The following is a 20,903-nucleotide window of genomic DNA, read 5'->3' on the forward strand; positions in this document are numbered from 1 at the left end:
GAGACTATTCTTGCTGACGATTGCAATACCTCTCCAGTTTGATTTTTTCCTCAACCGAGAGCTCAAGCCCCAGTTTGGTTCTTCGCCATAAAATATCATCAGCGCAGCTTGCCCATTCCTGATTCATTAAATAATCCACTTCTTTGGTATAAAGCCCATGACCAATTTCCGATCCAAGATCATTCATTTTTTTACAACCAGCCAGAAGCAGCTCGGTTCTGGTTCCATACGTTCGCAGGTAGCGGGTGAGTATACCAGGGGCAAGCCAATGATACATTTCCCTTGCATGAAATTGATATTCATTAAAGGACATCGATTCAAGTTTCGCACCAGGAAGAGCTGCTTTTGAACTGCCTGATGCAGGTAAACCGGGAAAAACCGGCTTTAGCTGATCAATCGTTTCAGTAGCTAACTGGCGATAGGTGGTAATTTTACCACCGTAAATAGAGACTACTGGCGCAGGTGAGTAATTCATATGAAAAAGATAGTCCCTGCTTAATGCCTGAGGGCTTTCTCCCAGCTTGAATAGTAGAGGACGAACCCCGCTCCAGGTATTGATAATATCGCCGTGGGTCAGATGATGCTTAAAATAACCGCGAACGAGCTTGAACAGATAGTTTATTTCAATGGGAGAAATGGCTACGTGATCCAAATCGCCAGAAAATGGCACATCGGTGGTGCCAATCATGGTATGCCCATAATAAGGAATTACAAAAACGATGCGGTTATCCGTATTTTGTAATAGATAGGCGTGATCTCCCTCATAGAGTTTGGGAACGACGAAATGACTGCCCTGAACCATCGATATTTTATATTCAGATTTAATTCCAAGAAGGGTATTCAGAGATTCCACCCAGGGGCCTGCTGCATTGATTACCACTTTTGCCGTAATGGTTTCAATCGATTGATTTTTACTGCGTATGCGCAGTGTCCATTGATTATCATGGGCTTCAGCAGCACATAATTCCGTTTGAGGTAAAATGTGTGCACCATGTTCTCTGGCAAGCAATGCATTGACCAGGGTTAGACGGGAATCATCCGTAGTACAGTCCGAAAATAAAAAGCCCTTGTTAAATTCCGGATTGAGCGCGCTGAAATAATTCGGGCTTTTGTTGCGCTTAATTAAACGGCTTTTGGGTAATTTATTTTTACGACTGAGATTGTCATATAAAAAAAGACCAGTACGTAAAAGCCAGGTCGGGCGCATGGATTGCAGATAGGGCAGAACAAAGGTGGTAGGGTAGACAAGATGTGGAGCAAGACTGATTAGCAATTGTCTTTCGTCCAGTGCTTTTTTTACCAGAGAGAAATCATAATATTCGAGGTAGCGCAGGCCCCCGTGAATTAATTTACTGCTGTTTGAGGAGGTTTTTGAGGCAATATCATCTTTTTCCAGCAAAACTACGGAAAGTCCGCGCAATGCTGCATCCGCTGCGATACCACAGCCATTAATCCCGCCGCCAATCACCGCCACATCATATCCTTCAACCATGTATTTTGCTCTCCGTAAAAAGCGTATAGAATTATTTCCAGGGATAATACGAAAGAGAACAGGGCATGAAATACTTACTTGCAATCGATCAGGGAACAAGCAGTACCAGAGCCATGCTCTATGAAAGTAATGGCAGGCTTATCACCTCCAGTCAATACCCTCTCACTCAATATTATCCTGAACCCGGGTGGGTTGAACATTGTCCTGAAGAAATTTGGTCTAAAACCCTGGCCGCTTTAAAAGATGTTGTTAGCGGTGTTGAGTTAAAATCGATTGCTGCCTGCGGGATCACGAATCAGCGGGAAACCGTTTTACTCTGGAATAAAAAAACTGGCGAATGCCTGCACCGGGCTATTGTATGGCAGGACAGAAGAACCCAGGATTTTTGCGATAGCTTGCATACTGAGAAAGAACTAATTCAGGCAAAAACCGGACTGCTGCCCGATCCCTATTTTTCCGCCAGTAAAATACACTGGTTAATTAAAAATATTCCTGAAGCCGCGAGGCTGGCACATTCAGGTGAACTGGCAATCGGTACAATTGACAGTTTTTTAATCTGGCGTTTAACGAGAGGCAAGGCGCATGTCACCGATATTACCAATGCCTCAAGAACTTTATTATTCAATATTCATGAAAGACAATGGGATAAGGAATTACTCGATCTCTTCCATGTCAACTCCACACTCTTGCCCCAAGTGCTAGCCTCTGATGCTCATTTTGGAACAATAGATAGCTCATGGCTGGGTGCTGAGATTCCCATTACAGGAGTGGCCGGCGATCAGCAGGCAGCATTAATCGGACAACGTTGCTTTAATAAAGGAATGATTAAAGCCACCTATGGTACAGGCGGCTTTCTGATGATGAATACAGGTAGAGAACCGGTGTCCTTTGCCAGTCATTTGCTAACTACGATTGCCTACGAGATTAAGGGCCAGACTGCTTATGCGCTCGAAGGCAGTCTCTATCATGCCGGAACCACAATTAAGTGGCTGAGAGATGAAATGAAACTTATCCAAACAGCTGCTGAAACTGAGCAGCTGGCTGAATCACTGAATGATAATGCGGGTGTATATCTTGTACCATCGTTTACAGGACTCGGAGCTCCGTACTGGCTTTCGACTCCTGGCGCCATTATTGTGGGATTGTCTCGCAAGAGTAACCGTGCTCATATTGCCCGAGCGGCACTGGAAAGCGTAGCTTATCTCACGCGCGAGGTGATACGCTGCATGCAAGATGCTGTTGAGACCGACTTGAATGTTTTACGCGTGGATGGGGGAATGGCTGCCAATCACTGGCTTCTTCAGTTTCTTGCTAATCAGTGTCAGATGACTGTACAAAAGCCGCTTGATATTGAGTCTACCGCGCAAGGTGCTGCCATGCTGGCCGCTTTGGGCTGCGGTCTGTATTCTGAGCCTGGCGATCTGGAGAGCAGCTGGCAATGTGCAAAAGAATTCAACCCTGATGAAGGTTATCAACAGAGAGACTGTGATTTTACCGGCTGGCAAAAAGCGGTGGCTTTACTGTTATAAAATGCTCTTGCAAGTGCTGTTTTTGTTTATCCGTGGGGCAGTAAATCACAATTAGATCATCAATAGAATATGATAAAAAAATATTGATAGCTGCCCATAAATTATCCAAAAAGTAAACTATAATTAATCATCAAATGTTTCCTGGAAGGATGTTGTTCTATGGCTGTTGCTGTAAACTCCGGGATCTTTAGTCAGCTGGCTTTAAATACACAGTTTGAGCTTCCACAGGTTGCTAGGATTCTTCCTCTCTTTCTTTCAAATACCCTGGTGATTTCCATTAATGACAGTTTTTTTGCAGTGCAACGTCCCGCCTATCCGCCAGCTGAGGTCGCTGAACGAGATGATGGCGCTGAGCAGACGGATCCTGATCTTTTCAATTATCTGCTTAATTTTCTGCCTCCTTCCTATCTGATCGTCGAACCTGATAATCTCGATGGGAGCACTTTCGTTTCATTCAATCCTTATTATTCTCTGGGATATGTGGATGCAGGATATGATACATTAGGTATTAGTCAGTCCATTATTAATACATTATTGGATAACTGGTTCTTTCTTACCAGGCGTTTAACCTTACTCGATTCTGACGCTGATCAAACTAATAGTACTGAATCAACGGAATCAAGAGAGTCGAATGCTTCGGTTAGTGTCTCTCTTTTTGAATCAGGACTTCAGAATGGACATGCCCCCGGTGCGGCTACGACATATTCCGGGAACCTGACTCTGTTAAATCCAGAAAACAGCCCTGTTGCTTTAGCCGCAGGCTCGGGAGTTCTACCCTTCACTTCAAATGATCTTCCGATTAATTACATTATCGAAAACTCTCAACTGATTGCCCAGGCTGGTGGTGAAACGATATTTATTCTGCAGATTTTACCGAATAATCAGTTTAGCTTTCAGTTAAACAATAATCTTGATCATCCCTTACCCGGTGCGGATCAGATTGTTATTGATTTAAGCGAATTTATTCAAATAGGAAATATTAACTTACCCCCAGGTACTTTTATTACCCGGATCAATGATGATATTCCTCTGGCTGTGTCTGGAAGCAATCAACAGTCGCTTCTGCATGAAGATGCTTTGCCTGGAGCCAATATCGATATTCCCAATCCCATATCCGAAATTAGTGGAGCATTATCCGCACTTGTTTCGTTTGGTGCGGATGGTCAGGCCGGTTTTCATTTTATATCAGAACCTGTCTTAAGCACTGTTCTTGAGAGTTTTGGGCTGAGTTCAGGCGGGCAACCATTGGATTATCAGATTTCAGACAATCGATTACAGGCTTTGGATCCTGACGGGAATGAAGTTTTTACCTTAATAGTAAACTCAGATGGCAGCTACCAGTTTATTCTGCAGCAATCATTGGATCATTTGGGCTCTGATTCGTCAGTTATTCCTATTCCCTTAGGTTTTCTAATCGAAGCAACGGATGGTGACGGAGACGGCATCACCTTAAATAATCAGTTTATAATTGTTATTGCTGACGATACGCCGTTCGTAGTCCTGTCCACTGACATTCCCGAGTCAATCCAGTTTAGTGATAGTGTTTTGAACGTCACATTAAGCACTTCTCTGGCCGATAGTTTTATTGGTCAGGGTGGAGCCGATGGCCTGTCGTCCCTTGAGTATCAACTTCAACTTAATAATACTGTAAGCGGCCTGACTGATAGTTTAACCGGACTTCCAATAATTCTTAGCGTAAACGCTGCTGGTGAAATAGTGGGTTATGCCGGAGGCAATCTGGTATTGGTATTCACTATTGATGCCAATGCGGAGCTTTCATTTACACAATTTAGGCCTATTGTTCATCCTGATAACTCTCTCCCCAATGAAGTGATAAATTTTCCCTCAGGAATAGTAGCTGTCGTGGCTGTAGCCACCGATGGCGATGGGGATCAAGGCAGCAGCTTTTTAGATATCGCTTCGCTGATCTCCATTCAGGATGCAGGTCCGAGTCTATCAGTGACCGATCCCGGAGCTGGCGCCCTAAGTGTGAATGAGGCCAATCTGGCGGTAAACAGCTCAATTGCTTTGACTACCGTATTTAGCAGCAATGTGGGGCCGGATGGCGGCAGTGTCGACTATCATTTTGAACTGGTCAGCAATGATTCCGGTTTAATCGATAGCCTAAGCGGTTTGCCGGTGTTGCTGAGCATCAATGCCCAGGGCAATGTCGAAGGGCGAGCCGGCGGGCTGTTGGTGTTTACTTTGAGCGTGGACGCCAATGCGATTGTACTGGATTTAGACCGCGGCGTGATTCATCCCGCCGGCAATGGCACGAACTCACTGTTGTTTGCGGAAGACCTGATTAGCCTGGTGGCTACCGTTACCGATGGTGACGGGGATACGGTCAGTGAAAACATTGATGTCGGCGCCTTGATTCAGGTGGTAGACGGAGTGCCAGCATTAACGGTAGACACCGGCCTGGCCGGCCCCCTGAATGCCAATGAAAATAGCTTAAATACAACCGTCAGTACGTCGCTGGCGCAGGTCTTTGAATTCACAATTGGCGCGGACGGCAGTCTGCCAATTAGATATGCCTTAGAGTTTAATAATGCCGATCCCGACAGCGGCCTGATTGATACCTTAAGTCAGGAAGCGGTGATATTAAGCTTCAATGGCAATGTAGTGGAAGGACGCACGCAATTGGGTGATGAGCTGGTCTTTAGTGTCAGCATTGACAGCAGCGGTGAACTGTCGTTCACCCAGTTTCGCGCGGTGGTGCATAGTGATGGCGGCGGCACTAACTCAATTAATCTTGATAACAATATTCTATGGGTTATCGCCAGTTTAAGCGATCTTGATGGCGACAGCAGCAGCGCACTACTGGATTTAACCTCAGTGCTCTTCATCATTGATGATGTGCCGCAGCTAACCGTGGATGCCGGACTAATTGGCAGCATTTTAGTCATGGAAACTGGGTTGGGCGTTTCGAACAGCGTCTCGCTTGCCGCTGCGTTTATTCCTGATTTTGGAGTGGATGCCGGCTCATTGGCCTATGGTTTATCCATTATCAATACTCAGTCCGGCTTGACTGACAGCTTAAGCGGCGCTGCTGTTCTGTTAACAGACAACAATGGTGTCATTGAAGGCCGCGCCAATGGCGAGCTGGTTTTTACCATTAGCATTGATGCCAGCGGGGAACTCCTCTTTACCCAGTTTCGCCCCATTATTCATCCGGACAGCAGCGATCCAGCAGATCCGCTTGTATTCCCGGCCAGTGTCGTAGAAGTGGTAGCCACCGTCCTTGATGGCGACAATGATCAGGCGATTCAGGGTATTGATTTATCGGCCATAGTGTCCATTCATGATGCGGGTCCGAGTGTATCAGTGACCGATCCTGGCGTGGGCGCTTTGACTGTGAATGAAGCAAGTCTGGGAGTCAACAGCTCGATTGCCTTGAATACGGTATTTACCAGCAATACAGGCCCGGATGGCGGTAGTGTCGACTATCATTTTGAACTGGCCAGTAATGACTCCGGCTTAATCGATAGTTTAAACGGTTTGCCGGTGCTGCTGAGCATCAATGCCGAGAGCAATGTCGAAGGGCGAGCCGGCGGGCTTTTAGTGTTTACTTTGAGTGTGGACGCCAATGCCATTGTACTGGATTTAGACCGCGGCGTGATTCATCCCGCCGGCAATGGCACGAACTCCCTATTGTTTTCTGAAGATCTGATTATCCTGGTGGCTACCGTTACCGATGGCGATGGGGATACAGTCAGTGAAAGTCTTGATGTGGGGGCTTTGATTCAGGTGATAGACGGAGTGCCTTTATTAACGGTGGATGGGGATTTGGCAGGCACTGCATCGGTTAATGAAAACAGTCTCAATACCACGGCCAGCGTTTCTCTGGCGCTGGCCTTTGAAGCCGCGATTGGCGCGGACGGCAGCCTGCCGATAGATTATGCCTTGCAGATTAACAATGTTAACAGCGGCCTGTTTGATACCCTCAGTCAGGAAGCGGTGATATTAAGCTTTAATGGCACTGTAGTGGAAGGGCGCACGCAATTAGGTGATGAACTGGTCTTTAGTGTCAGCATCGACAGCAGCGGTGAACTGTCGTTCACCCAGTTTCGCGCGGTGGTGCATAGTGATGGCGGCGGCACTAACTCAATTAATCTTGATAACAATATTCTATGGGTTATCGCCAGTTTAAGCGATCTTGATGGCGACAACAGCAGCGCACTACTGGATTTAACCTCAGTCCTGTCTATCATCGATGATGTGCCCCAACTGACGGTGGATCCCGGATTAGTTCCGTTATTAACAGTTAATGAAGCTCAGTTAGGTCTAACAGGCACAACTTCGGTTGCCGCAGCTTTCGGTGCGGATTTGGGAGAGGATGAAGGCAATCTTGATTATACGTTGCAGATTAGTGGCGGCGATAATACTGACTCAGGACTAATCGACAGTTTAACCGGCGCCTCCATTCTGTTAACTAACAACAATGGAAGCATTGAGGGCCGTGCCAATGGTCAGCTGGTATTTACTCTGAGTGTTGACGCTGCAGGCCTGGTCAGTTTTACCCAATATCGCTCGGTAATCCATCCTGATGCAGCAGGAGCTAATGCTTTAAATTTGGCTGTGAATAGTATTTTTGTCATCGCAACGGCACTGGATGGAGATAATGATCAGCTTAGCGCTCAGATTTCATTGGGTGAACATCTCCAGATCATTGATGCCATTACCTCCCTAAGTGGAGCTTCATTAAGTGAAACTGTACATGAAGATGTGCTGCCAGCGGGTAACAGCGAAGGAGGGCAGACCTTATCGGTTAGCGGTTCGCTGGCCGCTCTGGCGAGTGTTGGCAATGACAGCGGTCAATGGGTTTTTGATACCAACTATGAAGCTATTTTAATTGCTAATAATCTCACAGCAAACGGTGCCGGTCTGAGTTATTCCCTGAACGGGAATATTCTGACAGCCAGCGCTGCGGGTGTGGATATCTTTACATTTGAATTGAATAGCGGTGGTATAGCAGGCAATTTTATATTCAATCTTTTAGCTGCGATCGACCATCCCCTTGCAAATGGCAATGATCTTGAACAAGTATTGGTTAACCTGGGCTCAGTGATTAATCTTATCGACAATGATAATGATCTGGTTAATCTTGGTAGTCAATTTGTGATTGCTATTCAGGATGATGTGCCTATTGTGACCGCCAGCGCTGAGAATGCCAATGTGTATGAAAGCAATCTAAGCTTAGGGCCTGTTGCTGTTTTGGGTAGTCTTGATGCCTTGGTTGCCTTTGGCGGAGATGAGCAGGGCTTCTTTTTATTCCGTTCCCAGGCCGAATTGACTAACTTGCCGGCGGTAACTGTCAATGGTGAGGCGGTTACTTATGAAGTGAATGGCAATACCTTGTCGGCACTGGTGAATGGCTCGCCGGTCTTCACACTTGAGTTGGAAGCGGATGGGGATTATACCTTCACCCTCATTACAGCGATTGATCATGCTGCCAATGAAGAGTGGCTTGCTCTTGATTTCAGTACGGCTATTCGAGCCGTGGATCGAGATGGCGATCCGGTCAACCTCGGTGCTGCACAGTTTATAGTCAATGTGGCTGATAATGCTGTTTTTAATCCCAATGCCGGGGATACGATGTATCTGACAACCTCTTTAGGCGGTGTAGTGCCTATGGAAGGTTTTTACGGCTTGTCGGCATTGGATCCGATTGAAGGTGACTTGCCGGCATTGATAGCGGCTTTGATCGGCCCCGGGGGGATTCTCGCGGGAGGAACTACCGAAGATGCTCTGGCTCTGATTCTCGAGCAGGAAGGTGTGTTCTTTAATGAAGACATCTTGAAATTAACTGCCGATGGCTATGAAATGGCCTTTAATGGCAGCGAAAATTTCAATTTTGAAACCAGTCTGTTAAATCAACTCTCGCTTTTAGGATTCAGTATTGACGGCTTGCATGTTGTGGGAAATCAGATTTTATTTTCTACTGCAACTGGTGGAAATTTACCGGGAATTGGCAGCTTTGAAAACCAGGACATTGTTCTGGCGACACAGGGCAGCGATGGACGATATACTTTTGAACTATTTCTGGATGGCAGTGCTCAGGGGCTTCAGGACGGTCTTTTAAATGACGGAATTTTCCAGAATCTGCTCATTGATTTTAATATGGATGATTTTTCATTTACCTCAAGTGATAACAGTTTTAATAATGGCACTTTGTATTTTACATTAAGTAATCTGGTTGACGTTGATTTGGCCTATGCTTTGCAGACATTGGATGTCTGGGGCGGAATTACCGCAAATGGCACTGAGGTCTTATCGATTAATCGCGTCAATGGCTCCTGGGATATTGGCTCTCTGGATATTTTCTTCAGCGGAGAGGATATTGGACTGACGGATGAATTGCTTGGCAATGCACTACAGGCATTGAACAATGTTGATTTGGCCGGTTTAGTCGCTGCCTTACTGGATCCAGACACTCGTTTAATTGAAATTGATGGCCTTGAGGTGAAAGGGGATACCTTGTATTTTTCTCTGGCTCCCATTTTAAATGTTGACCTGCTCTTTGGCTCCCTGGGTGAACTCTTATCCAATCCATTTGATCCACTCTCGGCATTAACCTTTCGAGGTGAGGATATTTATTCGGTCACCAAAAATCCAGTCACTAATCAGTGGGATGTTAATACACTTAAATTATTCTTTGACGGCAGCGAACATGGACTGGCCTCCAACGATGGTTTGCTTGGCGGCTTACTGGATAATTTGCCGGAAAATCTGAATGCCTTTTCCTTAACCGAAGGTACGGAAGTTCATGATACGATTCTATTTTCTACTGAAGGAGGCGGAAATGAGCGTCAGGTCAGCGGCTATGACAATCAGACATTGATTGAATATAATAATGGACAATTTCATGAATCATTCGATTTGGCGGCCATTACAAATGGCAGTTTAAACAATCGAAATATTAGTTCTGTCCATATTCTTGATAATGGTTCAGTATTGTTTACTCTCTCAGCTGCTTCAACTTTGCCGGGTAATGTGCTTGCCGGCACCAATGATGTAATCCAGTGGAATGGCAACAATTTTAGTTTGTATTTCGACGGTTCCAGTCATGGTCTGGACGATAGTCAAAGCATTAATTCTCTGTATGTTTTTCCTGATAATCATGCCAGCGCCGGACAGATGGTTTTCTCACTGGCTGCGGATAGTAGTCTTCCGGGTGTAGGGGATTTTGCCAATGAAGACCTGATTTTGTTCAATCCTGTAAGTAACAATTATTCCCTGTCATTTGATGGTTCAACTGCAGGAATTAATGATCTGAGTATCGATGTAACCGTGACCACTGATTTATCAGCCAGTGTCGGGGCGCAGGTCGATTTATTGTTTAACCCCTTACTCACTGAACTGGATGGGCTGGTGGATGATGCACTGGGAATAATTGAAGCTAATCTGAATACTTTGGATGGTTTATTGCTACAATTACAAACGGTTCTAAACTCCAATCCCATTGCTATTTTACTGAATTTAGTCGGGGATTTATTGACTGGACTGGACAATTTACTGGGGACCGGTCTGAATAGTTTGCTCGACGGTTTGTCGACAGCGACTGGTATAGATAGTCTAATTGGTGCGCTGACGGATTTGATCGACGAATTAACACCCACTCCTCTAAGTTTACTTCTAAATCAAGCACTGGTTAACTCCATAAAATCATTATCAACGACCATTATCGGACAACTGGATGCTTTGGATCCCAATTATTTGTCCACGCTAAATAATGCGATAGATACTGTGGATCAAGGTATTCTTGCTTTGACATCAACGCTTGAAGATGCCGTCTCAGCAGGTGCTCAGCTGGAAGTTAAAATACTGGATGTCTCAGTAAACGGCCTGCATATCAAAGAAAACGGCGATTATCTCTTAAGCTTCTCCCAGGATTTGCGAGCCGATATTATCTTGAATCTCGACACCAGTTTCCTGGCAGGTTTAGCCAGCTTAAATCTTGCGGTGAATACGGATACATTAATCACTGAACTCAATGATATCCTTGATCCAATTGTCGCTCCTTTGCTGGGTGCTTTGAATTTAACGGATGTATTAAGTCCTGATCTAAGTTTGACCGGAATGAATATTTATCAGTTGCATCAGGATCAGACCAGCGGCACCTGGCAGTTCAGTCTTTATTTTGATGGTGTCGATCACGGGCTTGATAATGGCGGATTAGGCGATACTGTGCTGGATTATGTCACGGCAATTGATTCTGATCTGACCGTCCTTGATTTACAGGATTTAGGCGTATTGCATTTAAGTTCGAATGAAAACCTCGATGCCATTTATGTCAATGAGCAACATGGAGGCGCGGTTATTAATGGCAGCGATATAGGTGATTTACTGGTTGGTGATGCTGGAAATAATAGCTTTAATGGCGGGATGGGAAATGATTTGATGATCGGAGGCAAGGGCGCTGATAATTTTCATTTTGATGCAGCATCTTTGACTGCGCAATCTCCACAACAAGATGTAATTGCCGATTTTAAGCCTGCAGAAGGCGATGTGCTCACGCTGGATCAGATATTTAATAATTATAATCCCTCCAATCCATCCAGTCTGAGTAACTATATCAATATCTCTGTTATTAACAGCGACAACATAGGAGGAGTGAATGACAGCCTGTTGAGTTTATCGGCTGATCCCAATGGGGCAGTGGTTCAGACGATTACCCTGCTAAACTATGTCCCTGCTGGTGCAACTTCCGTTGAAATGTTGCAGAATTTATTAACTCAGGGCAGTTTAGTGGTCAATGCCTGACCTCGGCCAGATCGGGTGTATTCATCAATTTGAGTACCATATCTTTTCCAATGGCTTCGAGCATGAAAATGAATAATCCAGGTTGACGTTCCTGTAATCGCTTGAGGGTTTCGTATTCCCAGTAGATAAATTTCACAGGCTCTTTTACGATGACATCCGCAGTGGCAAGTTGATTATTAAAAAAACTCATTTCTCCCAGAAAATGATAAGGCTTCAGTTCAATGATCTGTTTATCGCGGTAAATCAAGGCTTTTCCTTCAGTCAATAAGAGGAGACGTGATACGGGTTGATCCCTGCTCATCAATGATGCCGTGCGAGCTTCCCCTTCCTTGCTGAGTTTAATTAACTTCACAAACTCGGAGGTTAGCATGTGAGTAAACAACTGGTCTTTAATCGCTTGTAGAGGTGGAGCGAGCTGGGCAGGTAATTTTTGTCGGAAAATTAATAAGATTTGGAATATATTGACTACAAGATAAATAACCGACCACCAATAGATCTCGGGCAGATTGTGGTTTATGCCATAGAAAATATAAAGCAGACTAACGAAACAGGCTACTATTCTTAGATGAAGCATGTCACGTAATAAATAAGAAACGAGTAGTAAAAGTTCTGCAATATGGTAAGTCAAATCCATTGCCGGCCTCCAATGAAAGTATCTATGATGTTAAGCGTTCTTTCAGTCAGCATTCATCTTAAACTGAATTGAGTTTACGCGCGAATTTTGTTTCTGACGCTATGAGCAAAATAAGGTTTTCTTAATTATTTTCTGATAGAGTTTTGATCTGAATGAATATATAGAGTGCCAAAATGCTTCAACTTATTACCAAGGGAAATTCAGATAATAACGACTATAAATTGTATTTGAGCGATACAGGCTTTTCCAGCCTTGAAGAAAGTCTGGAACAAGATGTAATCAAGGTGCTTTCTTTTTTATGCAATGAAGAGATGATGCTTGCCGGTTTCAAGAAATTCGCTAAAAGCTACTATGAATTTAAACAATCTGAAGGCAGAGCAGGACGTACAGAGAAGCATACTATAAGAAAGTTTTTTGATGAGTGGGGGAGTGTAAATCATTTTAATCAGGGATCAGACGAGCCTGTTCCTGCGGAATATCGAACCAATACTGAATTTGATTTCCCCAAATCGACAGCTGTATTAATCGATGAATTAACCACCGGTTTATTTCTCGATGTGTTACTAAAAAATGCTTATCTATCCTCTGATCCGGGAGCAGGAGTCACTCATGGTAAATGGTCACACTCAATTCAGTTATTTATATTGGAAGAAGCACGCAAGTCCGGCTTTTTACAGTTAAATGCAGTTAATATCGCTGAATTCATCAAGCAGATTTCACAGATTAAACCGGAATTTGGTTCCTTAAACCTGTGGTACCTTATTTTCGACAGCACACTGGAAGGAACATTCACTTGCCCGGATATGATAGTCAGAACATTAGAGTCTAAATTGGATGAAGCAGAGGAAAGCATTTATTTAAGTGAAAAAATGAATGTGTATAAGAAAAAATCTGAAATACCTTCATCCGAAGTTATAGATGAGAAGCGTTATAATACTTATGTAGCTAAAAAATATGCTCGAAGAACTCCTGAACTAGGATTCATTGAAGCAGACCAGTCAAGAGGTTTGCTATGGTTTACTCATAAAAAAACCACAGGCCACGAGCAGGAAATATCGCCTTCGATGAATATTGAGATTAAATAAGCAAAACTTACTATTATTGAAATTAAACCAGCTGAAACGGATCCTCGTTCTGTGTTTCACAATTCATCTCTGCCTCATTTGCTACCCTGGCTGCTTTGATCACATTTCCAAGAGCCACTTCTTCTTTGGGACTAAAGAAGCTGAATTTTGAAAGAAATTGATCAAAGGGGAGTCGGGTCGCCAGATAGATTCCGGCCAGGGCGCCCATTAAAGCGCCAAACGCCGCAATGAAAAGAGCGCCAGGGCCTGTCATTTTAGCGCCAAGTGCCAAACCTGCTACAAAGCCGGCCATAGTCGCCGCCATAATAAAAACGCTAATTAACAAAATTTTAAACAAAACACGCGAGTACCATTTTCGCCAGCGAAAGCTGGAGTCTGCATTATCATAAAGTATTTTTGTACAGGTTTGCTGGTAATAGTTAATGGCAGCGAGTTTGGAAATATTTTCATCCCGGGTAAAGCGCTCGATCAGATTGACTGTTTCATTCTCAATTCTGTTTCTCTCTGAAACTGGTAAATGGTTCAGGGCAGCATGCAGATCTCTCAATGCTTTTTTAAGCTCTGGATACTGTTCATTCAAAAGCGAAATTGCGTAGTCGATTGGCTGTGTTTCCAAATGGTTTTCAATAGCTTGCCTTAGCAACCTGATTCCAGCAGCTCCTCTGGAAGGAGAATAAGTTTGTGTATCATCCGGCTTTGCAGAGGTTATGAATGTGTTAAATCCCGCTGCAATTAATTGCTTTTCGAGTGTGTCCACTGAATGAGTAAATTTCTCGTCTAGTTTGTCATAATGTGTCAGGGCCACATAAGTCAGAATACCTGATTTTGCGTTGGATAATTTTAGTCTTTCTACAGTGGATATTTCGTAAGAATGGCCCTGGTCTGGTTTTAAAAACTCTGGCAGGTTGATGCAATAAATAAAGATATCAATATCCTTAATAAAAGCATTCCATTTTAAACTTTCATTAGTCAGGATTAGCTCCGAACTTAACTCATAGAAATTAAACTTGGCATGAGATCCCGGAATCTGTCTGGTGCGAAAGAATAAAGAGGGTAATTCGCCGGTTGAAAAGGGAGCATCACATAAATACTTAATAAGCGCCGTTTTTCCTGATTTTTTTCCTCCAATTACTGCAATATTGGTTTTGTTTTGGAAAAACATAGGCCTGGATACTCTCCGGAACGTGTAATAATAATTGCATCATTGTACACAATTTAATCTAAAAAGTCATTGCTCAATTTATTGTCTTATATTTAATACAGTTAATTGTATTGCTTAAGTCATTCTGAAACGGGTAAATTATTATTTTAACAGGAGCCTTTATGAAAACTAATGATTGGCCAGCAGAGGATTATGCCATTGGTTCTTATGTTCAGGCGACAGCCGCAAGGGAATATCTCCCCCGACTGCAGTTCAAGCCGCAGGATAAGATATTGGACATTGGTTGTGGAAACGGGTCATTCACCGAGAATTTGATTAAAATGTTGCCAAATGGATCAATTATTGGGGTTGATGCATCAGAAAATATGATTAGGCTGGCGGCAGAGCTTAGCCGGGTTTATCCCAATTTTTCAGTAAAACAAATGGATATGGAGTCACTGCTATTTGAAGAACAATTTGACTACGTTGTATCATTTTGGTGTCTGCAGTGGTCTAAACATCTGATAGGGGTTTATAACAATATATTTCGCGCCTTGAAAAAAGGGGGCAGAATCTTTCTGCTTTTTCCATGCGGTGATGATCCATTTATTAATACAGCGGTCGCGGTAACCCAATCGGGGCAGTTCCCAGAGTTACGTGATTTCGTTTCGCCAGTGGACCGAAGCCAATACAGTGACTTTAATAAGTTAAAAGAGAATCTTAACAAAAATGGGTTGTTCAGCAGATTCCATATAGAAAAAAATCAGCATTCTTTGCTGTTGCCTTCACTGGATTTTTTCCGCAAATTTGTGAGAGGGGTGGGATATTTCCAAGGCCAGGTTTCCACTTCTTTAATCGATGAAATTAATGAGGCAATGGTGGCTATGTATGCGAAAGAGTGTGAGGAAAAATACCAGGGTCAGTATTATTTTAATTTCAGCCTTTATGTGATTGAGGCGGAAAAATAGCCGGTTGATACTGAGCACAAATCTGTCATTTCCGCGTGGCATTATTGTGTAAATAGAACAAAACAACTAACTTGTCGTCTTTGCGAACACAGTGAAGCAATCCAGATCGAAGCTTGAACAAAGTAAGGAGATGGATTGCTTCACTTGCGCTCGCAAAGACAGTTTTTGTGCTCCCATCTTCATTTACGCAACAACGCCTCGGGCGTAGCCGTTTAGAAGGATTTGGAACTACAATTCAATCGAACGAATCTGATTTTTCCCTGAGTTTTTTGCCTGATACAAGGCTTTATCCGCTGCAGAGATTATGTCTTCGGCTTCTATGTTCTCAGGTGGTACGGTTACTATACCAATACTAAGCGTCGTGTTATTCACAGCCGATTCTTCTTTGAAGCATTCCTGTATTTTCTTACAAATATTAATTGCCTCCGCAGCGGTACTGTTGGCGAGCATCGCGGCAAACTCATCTCCTCCGATTCTGAAAGCAGCGTCGTTTGCCCGAGTAGCCGTTTTTTTAATCGCCCTTGCCAGTCGTTTCAGCATTAAATCCCCTGCAGGATGGCCGAAATTATCATTAACGAATTTGAAATCATCCACATCGATTAATATTAAATTAAAATAATGCTGATTACGCTTAGCCCTTCGCAACTCTTCATCCAGACGAGCGTCAAAATATCTTCTATTATAAAGTCCAGTAAGAGAATCAGTTATTGATATGCGATGAATTTCTTCAAGCACTGCATCTTTTTCATGGTTGGTGTGATTCAGATTCTGAATCAGGTTGTCTTTTTCCTTTCCCAATCTGATAGTTTCCAAAAGAAGCTGGGAGGGGAATTTAGCAGTTACCATGAGCATTATAACAAAAAGAAGAAACATAGTGGCTAGTATGCTTTTATCTACTTGTAAAAACGAATAATTGTAAACAATTAGAGGGATAAACATAGGAAGTAAATAGGCATAATATGCCGGTAAATAAATAGAAAGTGATGCAATACCACCAGCAGCCATTCCTCCAAGCACCAGAGTGATTATATTTTGATGTGCAGCAGATAGATAATCATAAAAAAAAATATAACAGCTACCCCATAATCCCCCCATAATGAAAGTGAGACTGACGAATAGAATCATTTTTGATTTTTTGGAATGGATATAGGACCTGCTGGCAATACATTGGCGGCTGTAAATCCAGCGTAAAATGCTTAAACTAAAGATTGCCAGAAACCAGATTGTGGATGCAGTAACAGGGGCGCCCCTATAGATGAGATACCCCCAGATTATTATTGATAGAAAGATATTAAAAGGTATCGCTTTAAGTGAGCTTTGCAGCAATAATAAAAAAGATTCATCCTGGATTTGACGAATGTCTCTCATATGGTCTCCTGTCCTTTGCCGCTTATATCCTTCAACAAACTTGTCGTCTTTGCGAACTAAGTGAAGCAATCCAAGTTCGAATCCTATAAAGTAATGGGATTGCTTCGCTGAAGCTCGTAAAGACGGTTTTATGCATCTTCCATAAAGGCAATAACACTGACTCAATTAGTATCCAAATACTTGACCTATTTGAATTATAGTCGAATCAGTTATGCACAGCTAAAATCAGATGAGTACCCGCCTGAATCAGAAGGGAGTTCGTCAGGAATCGGTTCAGGTTGAGCATCACCCATTATTTCCGAATACTCGGCCAATGTTCGTGCTTCCGCTGTGAAAGCAGTTTGCTGACGCTGGAAGGCGTGAATAAAACGATTAATGGACATAATCATGAGCATAAAAGGGGAGAGAATCGTTCCGGCAGTGGTCCCGCCAGAGAGAATTGTACCGGTTATGGTCACTGCGAAGAGTACAATGCTGGCCAGAGCTAAAAGGGATGCAATTAGAATATCTTTTTTATTTACATGGGTAGTCTCGTATCCGCCTTGATTAAGCAGTTTCACTAAATACGCAATAGCCTGGGGATTTTCCGGTTGGCTAGTCACTTTTTGTGCTGCGTTCACACATTCAGTTAGTTTATGTATACGGTGCATCGAAGGTTCTTCTGCTCTTAATAAATCAAGCGCCAGATCCTGAGCGCAGCTTAGAACAGTCTGGGCCTGTTTTTTCAGCAGTTCTTGCCTGGATAAATTGCTGGATTGCTGAAGTGCTCGTAAGGCAGTGATCAAATTGGTGGCTTCTTTTGATAAATCGGAAGTATCCTTGTATTTTTGCGCGATTACTTCATCCAGCAATTCAGTTCTGCGATTTACCAGATCATTTTGGTCTACCCAGTCCTGATGTGAGCTTGATAGGTTGGTGGCGCTACACATTTTTTCCATAGAATCAAAGAAAAGGGTCTTTCTCTGATCACTGTTAGAGAAATAGTGTAATTGACCAAGACCTACGCCAAGACTTACTCCCTCAGCGGAGATAATCCAGGCATGTACAGCCATGGATAAGCCATGACTGGCGACTGCTTCAAATATAGCTAAGCCTAAAAGGGCTGCGGACACCAGGATATGAATAACTGCATAACTGGTTTTTTCACGATCTGCTCGATAGCGGCTATAGTCACTTTGTTCCACCATCTCCGAAAGTTTAAGCACCTGTTCTTTGTTGCCAGGATTTTCAATGACCGATGCGGTTTGTTTGAAACATACAGACAATTGTTTGATTTTAGTGATTGAAACTTTCTTGTTATTGAGGATTTCAAGAACCAAATCCTGACAGGCCAGAAACGCTTTCTTTGCGGCAGCATGAATCACTTGATTAGGTTCTGCACCAGCCAGCTGTTTTGCGATTTCATTTAATGAGGCAATTAATGTTCTGACTTCTTCCGTAAGTTTAGAATTAACTTTGTTTGCAGCAATAAAACGAGCAAAGGCCTCTGTGACTTCTGGATTCAAGTAACGTATTAGTTCGTCTTCAGGATTATCAGGGCATGAAGCAAGACGAGATAAAACCATTCGCGAACTGGCGCTTCGATTAACGAGAGTGAAATGCTCCAGTGTCTCTGACACATAATCTTTTCTGGCAAAGTGAGAGCGTGGATAATCGGTACGGAAAATTCCACTGCGCCCATAGTTAACCGCATTCACTACCGAATCGATCATGACCAGAGGGTAATGTATGAAGGGAGAGGAATATTTACGAAACTCGAAAGCATTGCTATTAAGCAATCGACGCAATTTTTGCTGATACTTTATGTTGTCCTGATTAGTATGACTTTTAGTGATAAGCCTGGTGCAGGTGATAACGTTTTTGGCAATACGATTTTTTTCAGAATCAGAGAGATGATCAGCATTTTTTAAGACGTGGATGCTAATAAGATGCAGGCGAATCAGGAGCGATTTTAATGAATCGTTATACGCACATTCTTTAAGATTAAGCAGCTTCGCTGTATTTTCTAATTCTGTCGTTAAATGGTCAGGAAATCCATTAATATTTTTTTGCTTGATGAGTTTATTAAGTTTTCTTGTTAATCCTGTAATTTCTGATGATTCTGCCATTATTATTTATCATCTTCCTTTGGGTGATAATTATGAAGGCCAGTTTATCAGGAAAAGCTTAAGGAATACTTATCAGATTTTTGTAGCTCCCCAGGTACGTCATGAGATCCTTCGCTACGCTCAGGATGACGTTGAGACCTGGGGAGTTACGATTTTTTAACTTAAAATGGTTTAAATACCATCAGGTAAAAAATTGCTAATACCGAAAAAAATGCAGGCCAGCCTAAAATGAACCATAATTTTGCATAGCGGTGGTATTTCGAAGGCAGACCTTTTTCGGATAGGGTAGTTTGATTTAGCAATTGATCCATTTTGATTTGCAGCCATACCACCGGAAGCCAGCAGGCGCCGGTAATTACATATAGAATCAAACTGAGAATAATCCATTTGCTGGTGATAGGATAATGCATAATAGCCATTAACCAAAATCCGGTTATTGGCTGAATAACGACGGCAGGTGCTGTAAAGATCCAATCGGCAATCACCACATTCCTGGCTGCAAAACGCATTGCTTCAACATTAGCACTTTGATTGGCGCGCCACATATAAAAAGCACTGCCTAAACCTGTGCCAAACAATAAAGTGGAGCTGATGATATGAATATATTTCAGCAGGAAATAGGCCATGGTATCCGCTTATCAACGATAGTCATTTCATGCAGCATAAAATGCTTTTGCTATAAATAAAAGGAAATAGGAGAAAATTATGGGATCAATTAAAAAAGACAAAGCCAAGGACCATCCGGAAATTAAGGAAATCAAGAATGTTTGCGACATTACGCCCGATTCCAGCAAGCCGGTGTGTAATGAAATTAAAAAGGAAAAGAAGCAATCGCCAAAAAACTCCCCAAAGGGAATTTAAAGCGGCTTTTCCGGGATATTAATGGGTTCGGGCTCAGGAATATGAACAGGTTCTGGCTCGGGAGTATTTTCCGGGCTGGGTTCCGGAGTGTCATTTGGTAAGGGTTCAAACTGGTCAGGAGAGGATGGAATCTCATCAGGTTTTTCAGGAATTTCACCAACTATATATTGCAAGTCATTATTGCTCATGATAAATATTTCCTTATGTTGAGGTTAATCAATTCATAACAATTAAAAAAATATCAGTATGATTTCCGCTGAGCAGAAACATAATTATTCTTTATTTATTATGGCAGCTGAGAGCATAAGTTAAAGCAGGAAATTGATAGTCGGGGAGGACGCTATGTTTGAATTTGAGAAACTTGAAAAGCATCATCTGGAAATAATCTTTTCCTGGCTTGCCGAACCTCATATGCTGGAATTCTGGGATAATAGCCAGGAACATAAGGATGATATTATTAACTTTGTGGATGGCAGGAAAAAACCTTCTGCTTATTTTTCTGGAAATGTCAGCTATTGGATTGGCTCCATCAATAAGGAAAAATCCTGTTTCATTTTAACTTCCCCGCTTGGCTCCAAAGAGGACTGCCCTAAGATTCTGGCTGAAAATCGCTCTGTAACAGGCGCTACCTATTGCATCGATTTTGGTATAGGTAACAGGGAGTTTCTTGGTAAGGGATTTGCCAGTGAAGCGCTTTGCGCCTTTATCGACTTTTTCCGTAAAAAGGTCGATCCTGCTGCGGATACGTTTTTTATAGATCCTGATGCAAATAATCCCCGCGCACAACATGTGTATACGAAGGCAGGGTTCAGAACAGTGGGAAATTATATTATGGACAAAGGCGTGTTTGAGGGGCAAAGAGCCTGTTTGATGGTGCAAAAATTTGAAAAAAAATGATATTTTGAAGTTAATTTAACGAGGACCTTGGAAAATTCGTCGAGATTAAAAAAA

General features: G+C 42.9%; 13 protein-coding genes. 6 read left to right on the plus strand and 7 right to left on the minus strand.

The genetic code is table 11. From position 1 onward, the window contains the following. Nucleotides 1-4: 4 nt before the first annotated feature. The gene (gene glpD, locus E1O89_RS01955; protein ID WP_133138682.1) at nt 5-1,492 is read right to left on the minus strand and encodes a glycerol-3-phosphate dehydrogenase; all 1,488 of its coding nucleotides are present in this window, start codon (nt 1,490-1,492) and stop codon (nt 5-7) included. A 65-nt stretch (nt 1,493-1,557) separates the two neighbouring features. Here glpD and glpK point away from each other — a divergent pair, with 65 nt between their 5' ends. Next, nucleotides 1,558-3,021, plus strand: coding sequence for a glycerol kinase GlpK (gene glpK, locus E1O89_RS01960; RefSeq protein ID WP_133138683.1), 1,464 nt, complete (start codon nt 1,558-1,560; stop codon nt 3,019-3,021). A gap of 159 nt (nt 3,022-3,180) precedes the next feature. Next, a complete protein-coding gene (locus tag E1O89_RS01965) occupies nt 3,181-11,787 on the plus strand; it encodes a DUF5801 repeats-in-toxin domain-containing protein (RefSeq protein ID WP_133138684.1) in 8,607 nt (2,868 codons plus the stop codon). Here the strand turns inward: E1O89_RS01965 and E1O89_RS01970 are convergent. Further along, nucleotides 11,777-12,421 (minus strand): cyclic nucleotide-binding domain-containing protein, encoded by a 645-nt coding sequence (locus tag E1O89_RS01970; protein ID WP_133138685.1) that lies wholly within the window; start codon nt 12,419-12,421, stop codon nt 11,777-11,779. The genes E1O89_RS01965 and E1O89_RS01970 overlap by 11 nt on opposite strands. A gap of 173 nt (nt 12,422-12,594) precedes the next feature. Here E1O89_RS01970 and E1O89_RS01975 point away from each other — a divergent pair, with 173 nt between their 5' ends. Then, entirely contained in the window at nt 12,595-13,506 is a 912-nt protein-coding gene (locus tag E1O89_RS01975) for a LirA/MavJ family T4SS effector (RefSeq protein ID WP_133138686.1), read from the plus strand. Between the two features lie 22 nt (nt 13,507-13,528). Here the strand turns inward: E1O89_RS01975 and E1O89_RS01980 are convergent, their stop codons facing one another. Beyond that, nucleotides 13,529-14,668 carry a GTPase domain-containing protein gene (locus tag E1O89_RS01980; RefSeq protein ID WP_133138687.1) on the minus strand — a complete coding sequence of 380 codons (1,140 nt, stop codon included), beginning with the start codon at nt 14,666-14,668 and terminating at the stop codon, nt 13,529-13,531. A 161-nt stretch (nt 14,669-14,829) separates the two neighbouring features. Between E1O89_RS01980 and E1O89_RS01985 the strand changes: the two genes are divergently transcribed. Continuing rightward, on the plus strand, nt 14,830-15,615 hold the full coding sequence (locus E1O89_RS01985) for a class I SAM-dependent methyltransferase (RefSeq protein ID WP_133138688.1): 786 nt from the start codon (nt 14,830-14,832) through the stop codon (nt 15,613-15,615). 228 nt (nt 15,616-15,843) lie between these two features. Here the strand turns inward: E1O89_RS01985 and E1O89_RS01990 are convergent, their stop codons facing one another. The 3 genes from E1O89_RS01990 to E1O89_RS02000 form a co-directional block, all read right to left on the minus strand. Then, nucleotides 15,844-16,983 carry a GGDEF domain-containing protein gene (locus tag E1O89_RS01990; protein ID WP_133138689.1) on the minus strand — a complete coding sequence of 380 codons (1,140 nt, stop codon included), beginning with the start codon at nt 16,981-16,983 and terminating at the stop codon, nt 15,844-15,846. Between the two features lie 209 nt (nt 16,984-17,192). Further along, nucleotides 17,193-19,091 carry a hypothetical protein gene (locus E1O89_RS01995; RefSeq protein ID WP_133138690.1) on the minus strand — a complete coding sequence of 633 codons (1,899 nt, stop codon included), beginning with the start codon at nt 19,089-19,091 and terminating at the stop codon, nt 17,193-17,195. Between the two features lie 161 nt (nt 19,092-19,252). Beyond that, entirely contained in the window at nt 19,253-19,717 is a 465-nt protein-coding gene (locus E1O89_RS02000) for a DUF2269 family protein (RefSeq protein ID WP_133138691.1), read from the minus strand. A gap of 79 nt (nt 19,718-19,796) precedes the next feature. Here E1O89_RS02000 and E1O89_RS15370 point away from each other — a divergent pair, with 79 nt between their 5' ends. Beyond that, the gene (locus E1O89_RS15370; protein WP_165483030.1) at nt 19,797-19,952 is read left to right on the plus strand and encodes a hypothetical protein; all 156 of its coding nucleotides are present in this window, start codon (nt 19,797-19,799) and stop codon (nt 19,950-19,952) included. Here the strand turns inward: E1O89_RS15370 and E1O89_RS02005 are convergent. Then, the gene (locus E1O89_RS02005; protein ID WP_133138692.1) at nt 19,949-20,140 is read right to left on the minus strand and encodes a hypothetical protein; all 192 of its coding nucleotides are present in this window, start codon (nt 20,138-20,140) and stop codon (nt 19,949-19,951) included. The two genes, E1O89_RS15370 and E1O89_RS02005, sit on opposite strands and share 4 nt — an antisense overlap. A 154-nt stretch (nt 20,141-20,294) precedes the next feature. Here E1O89_RS02005 and E1O89_RS02010 point away from each other — a divergent pair, with 154 nt between their 5' ends. Continuing rightward, nucleotides 20,295-20,849, plus strand: a complete 555-nt coding sequence (locus tag E1O89_RS02010; RefSeq protein ID WP_133138693.1) for a GNAT family N-acetyltransferase — start codon at nt 20,295-20,297, stop codon at nt 20,847-20,849. Nucleotides 20,850-20,903 lie beyond the last annotated feature (54 nt).

The sequence above is a fragment of the Legionella genomosp. 1 genome (genome assembly GCF_900640215.1).
In the GTDB taxonomy this organism is placed as follows: Bacteria; Pseudomonadota; Gammaproteobacteria; order Legionellales; family Legionellaceae; genus Legionella_C; species Legionella_C quinlivanii_A.

What these genes read in the sequence shown, in the direction of transcription:
- glpD (WP_133138682.1), bottom strand. Translation starts at nt 1,492, where the DNA reads ATGGTTGAAGGATATGATGTGGCGGTGATTGGCGGCGGGATTAATGGC.
- glpK (WP_133138683.1), top strand. Translation starts at nt 1,558, where the DNA reads ATGAAATACTTACTTGCAATCGATCAGGGAACAAGCAGTACCAGAGCC.
- E1O89_RS01965 (WP_133138684.1), top strand. Translation starts at nt 3,181, where the DNA reads ATGGCTGTTGCTGTAAACTCCGGGATCTTTAGTCAGCTGGCTTTAAAT.
- E1O89_RS01970 (WP_133138685.1), bottom strand. Translation starts at nt 12,421, where the DNA reads ATGGATTTGACTTACCATATTGCAGAACTTTTACTACTCGTTTCTTAT.
- E1O89_RS01975 (WP_133138686.1), top strand. Translation starts at nt 12,595, where the DNA reads ATGCTTCAACTTATTACCAAGGGAAATTCAGATAATAACGACTATAAA.
- E1O89_RS01980 (WP_133138687.1), bottom strand. Translation starts at nt 14,668, where the DNA reads ATGTTTTTCCAAAACAAAACCAATATTGCAGTAATTGGAGGAAAAAAA.
- E1O89_RS01985 (WP_133138688.1), top strand. Translation starts at nt 14,830, where the DNA reads ATGAAAACTAATGATTGGCCAGCAGAGGATTATGCCATTGGTTCTTAT.
- E1O89_RS01990 (WP_133138689.1), bottom strand. Translation starts at nt 16,983, where the DNA reads ATGAGAGACATTCGTCAAATCCAGGATGAATCTTTTTTATTATTGCTG.
- E1O89_RS01995 (WP_133138690.1), bottom strand. Translation starts at nt 19,091, where the DNA reads ATGGCAGAATCATCAGAAATTACAGGATTAACAAGAAAACTTAATAAA.
- E1O89_RS02000 (WP_133138691.1), bottom strand. Translation starts at nt 19,717, where the DNA reads ATGGCCTATTTCCTGCTGAAATATATTCATATCATCAGCTCCACTTTA.
- E1O89_RS15370 (WP_165483030.1), top strand. Translation starts at nt 19,797, where the DNA reads ATGGGATCAATTAAAAAAGACAAAGCCAAGGACCATCCGGAAATTAAG.
- E1O89_RS02005 (WP_133138692.1), bottom strand. Translation starts at nt 20,140, where the DNA reads ATGAGCAATAATGACTTGCAATATATAGTTGGTGAAATTCCTGAAAAA.
- E1O89_RS02010 (WP_133138693.1), top strand. Translation starts at nt 20,295, where the DNA reads ATGTTTGAATTTGAGAAACTTGAAAAGCATCATCTGGAAATAATCTTT.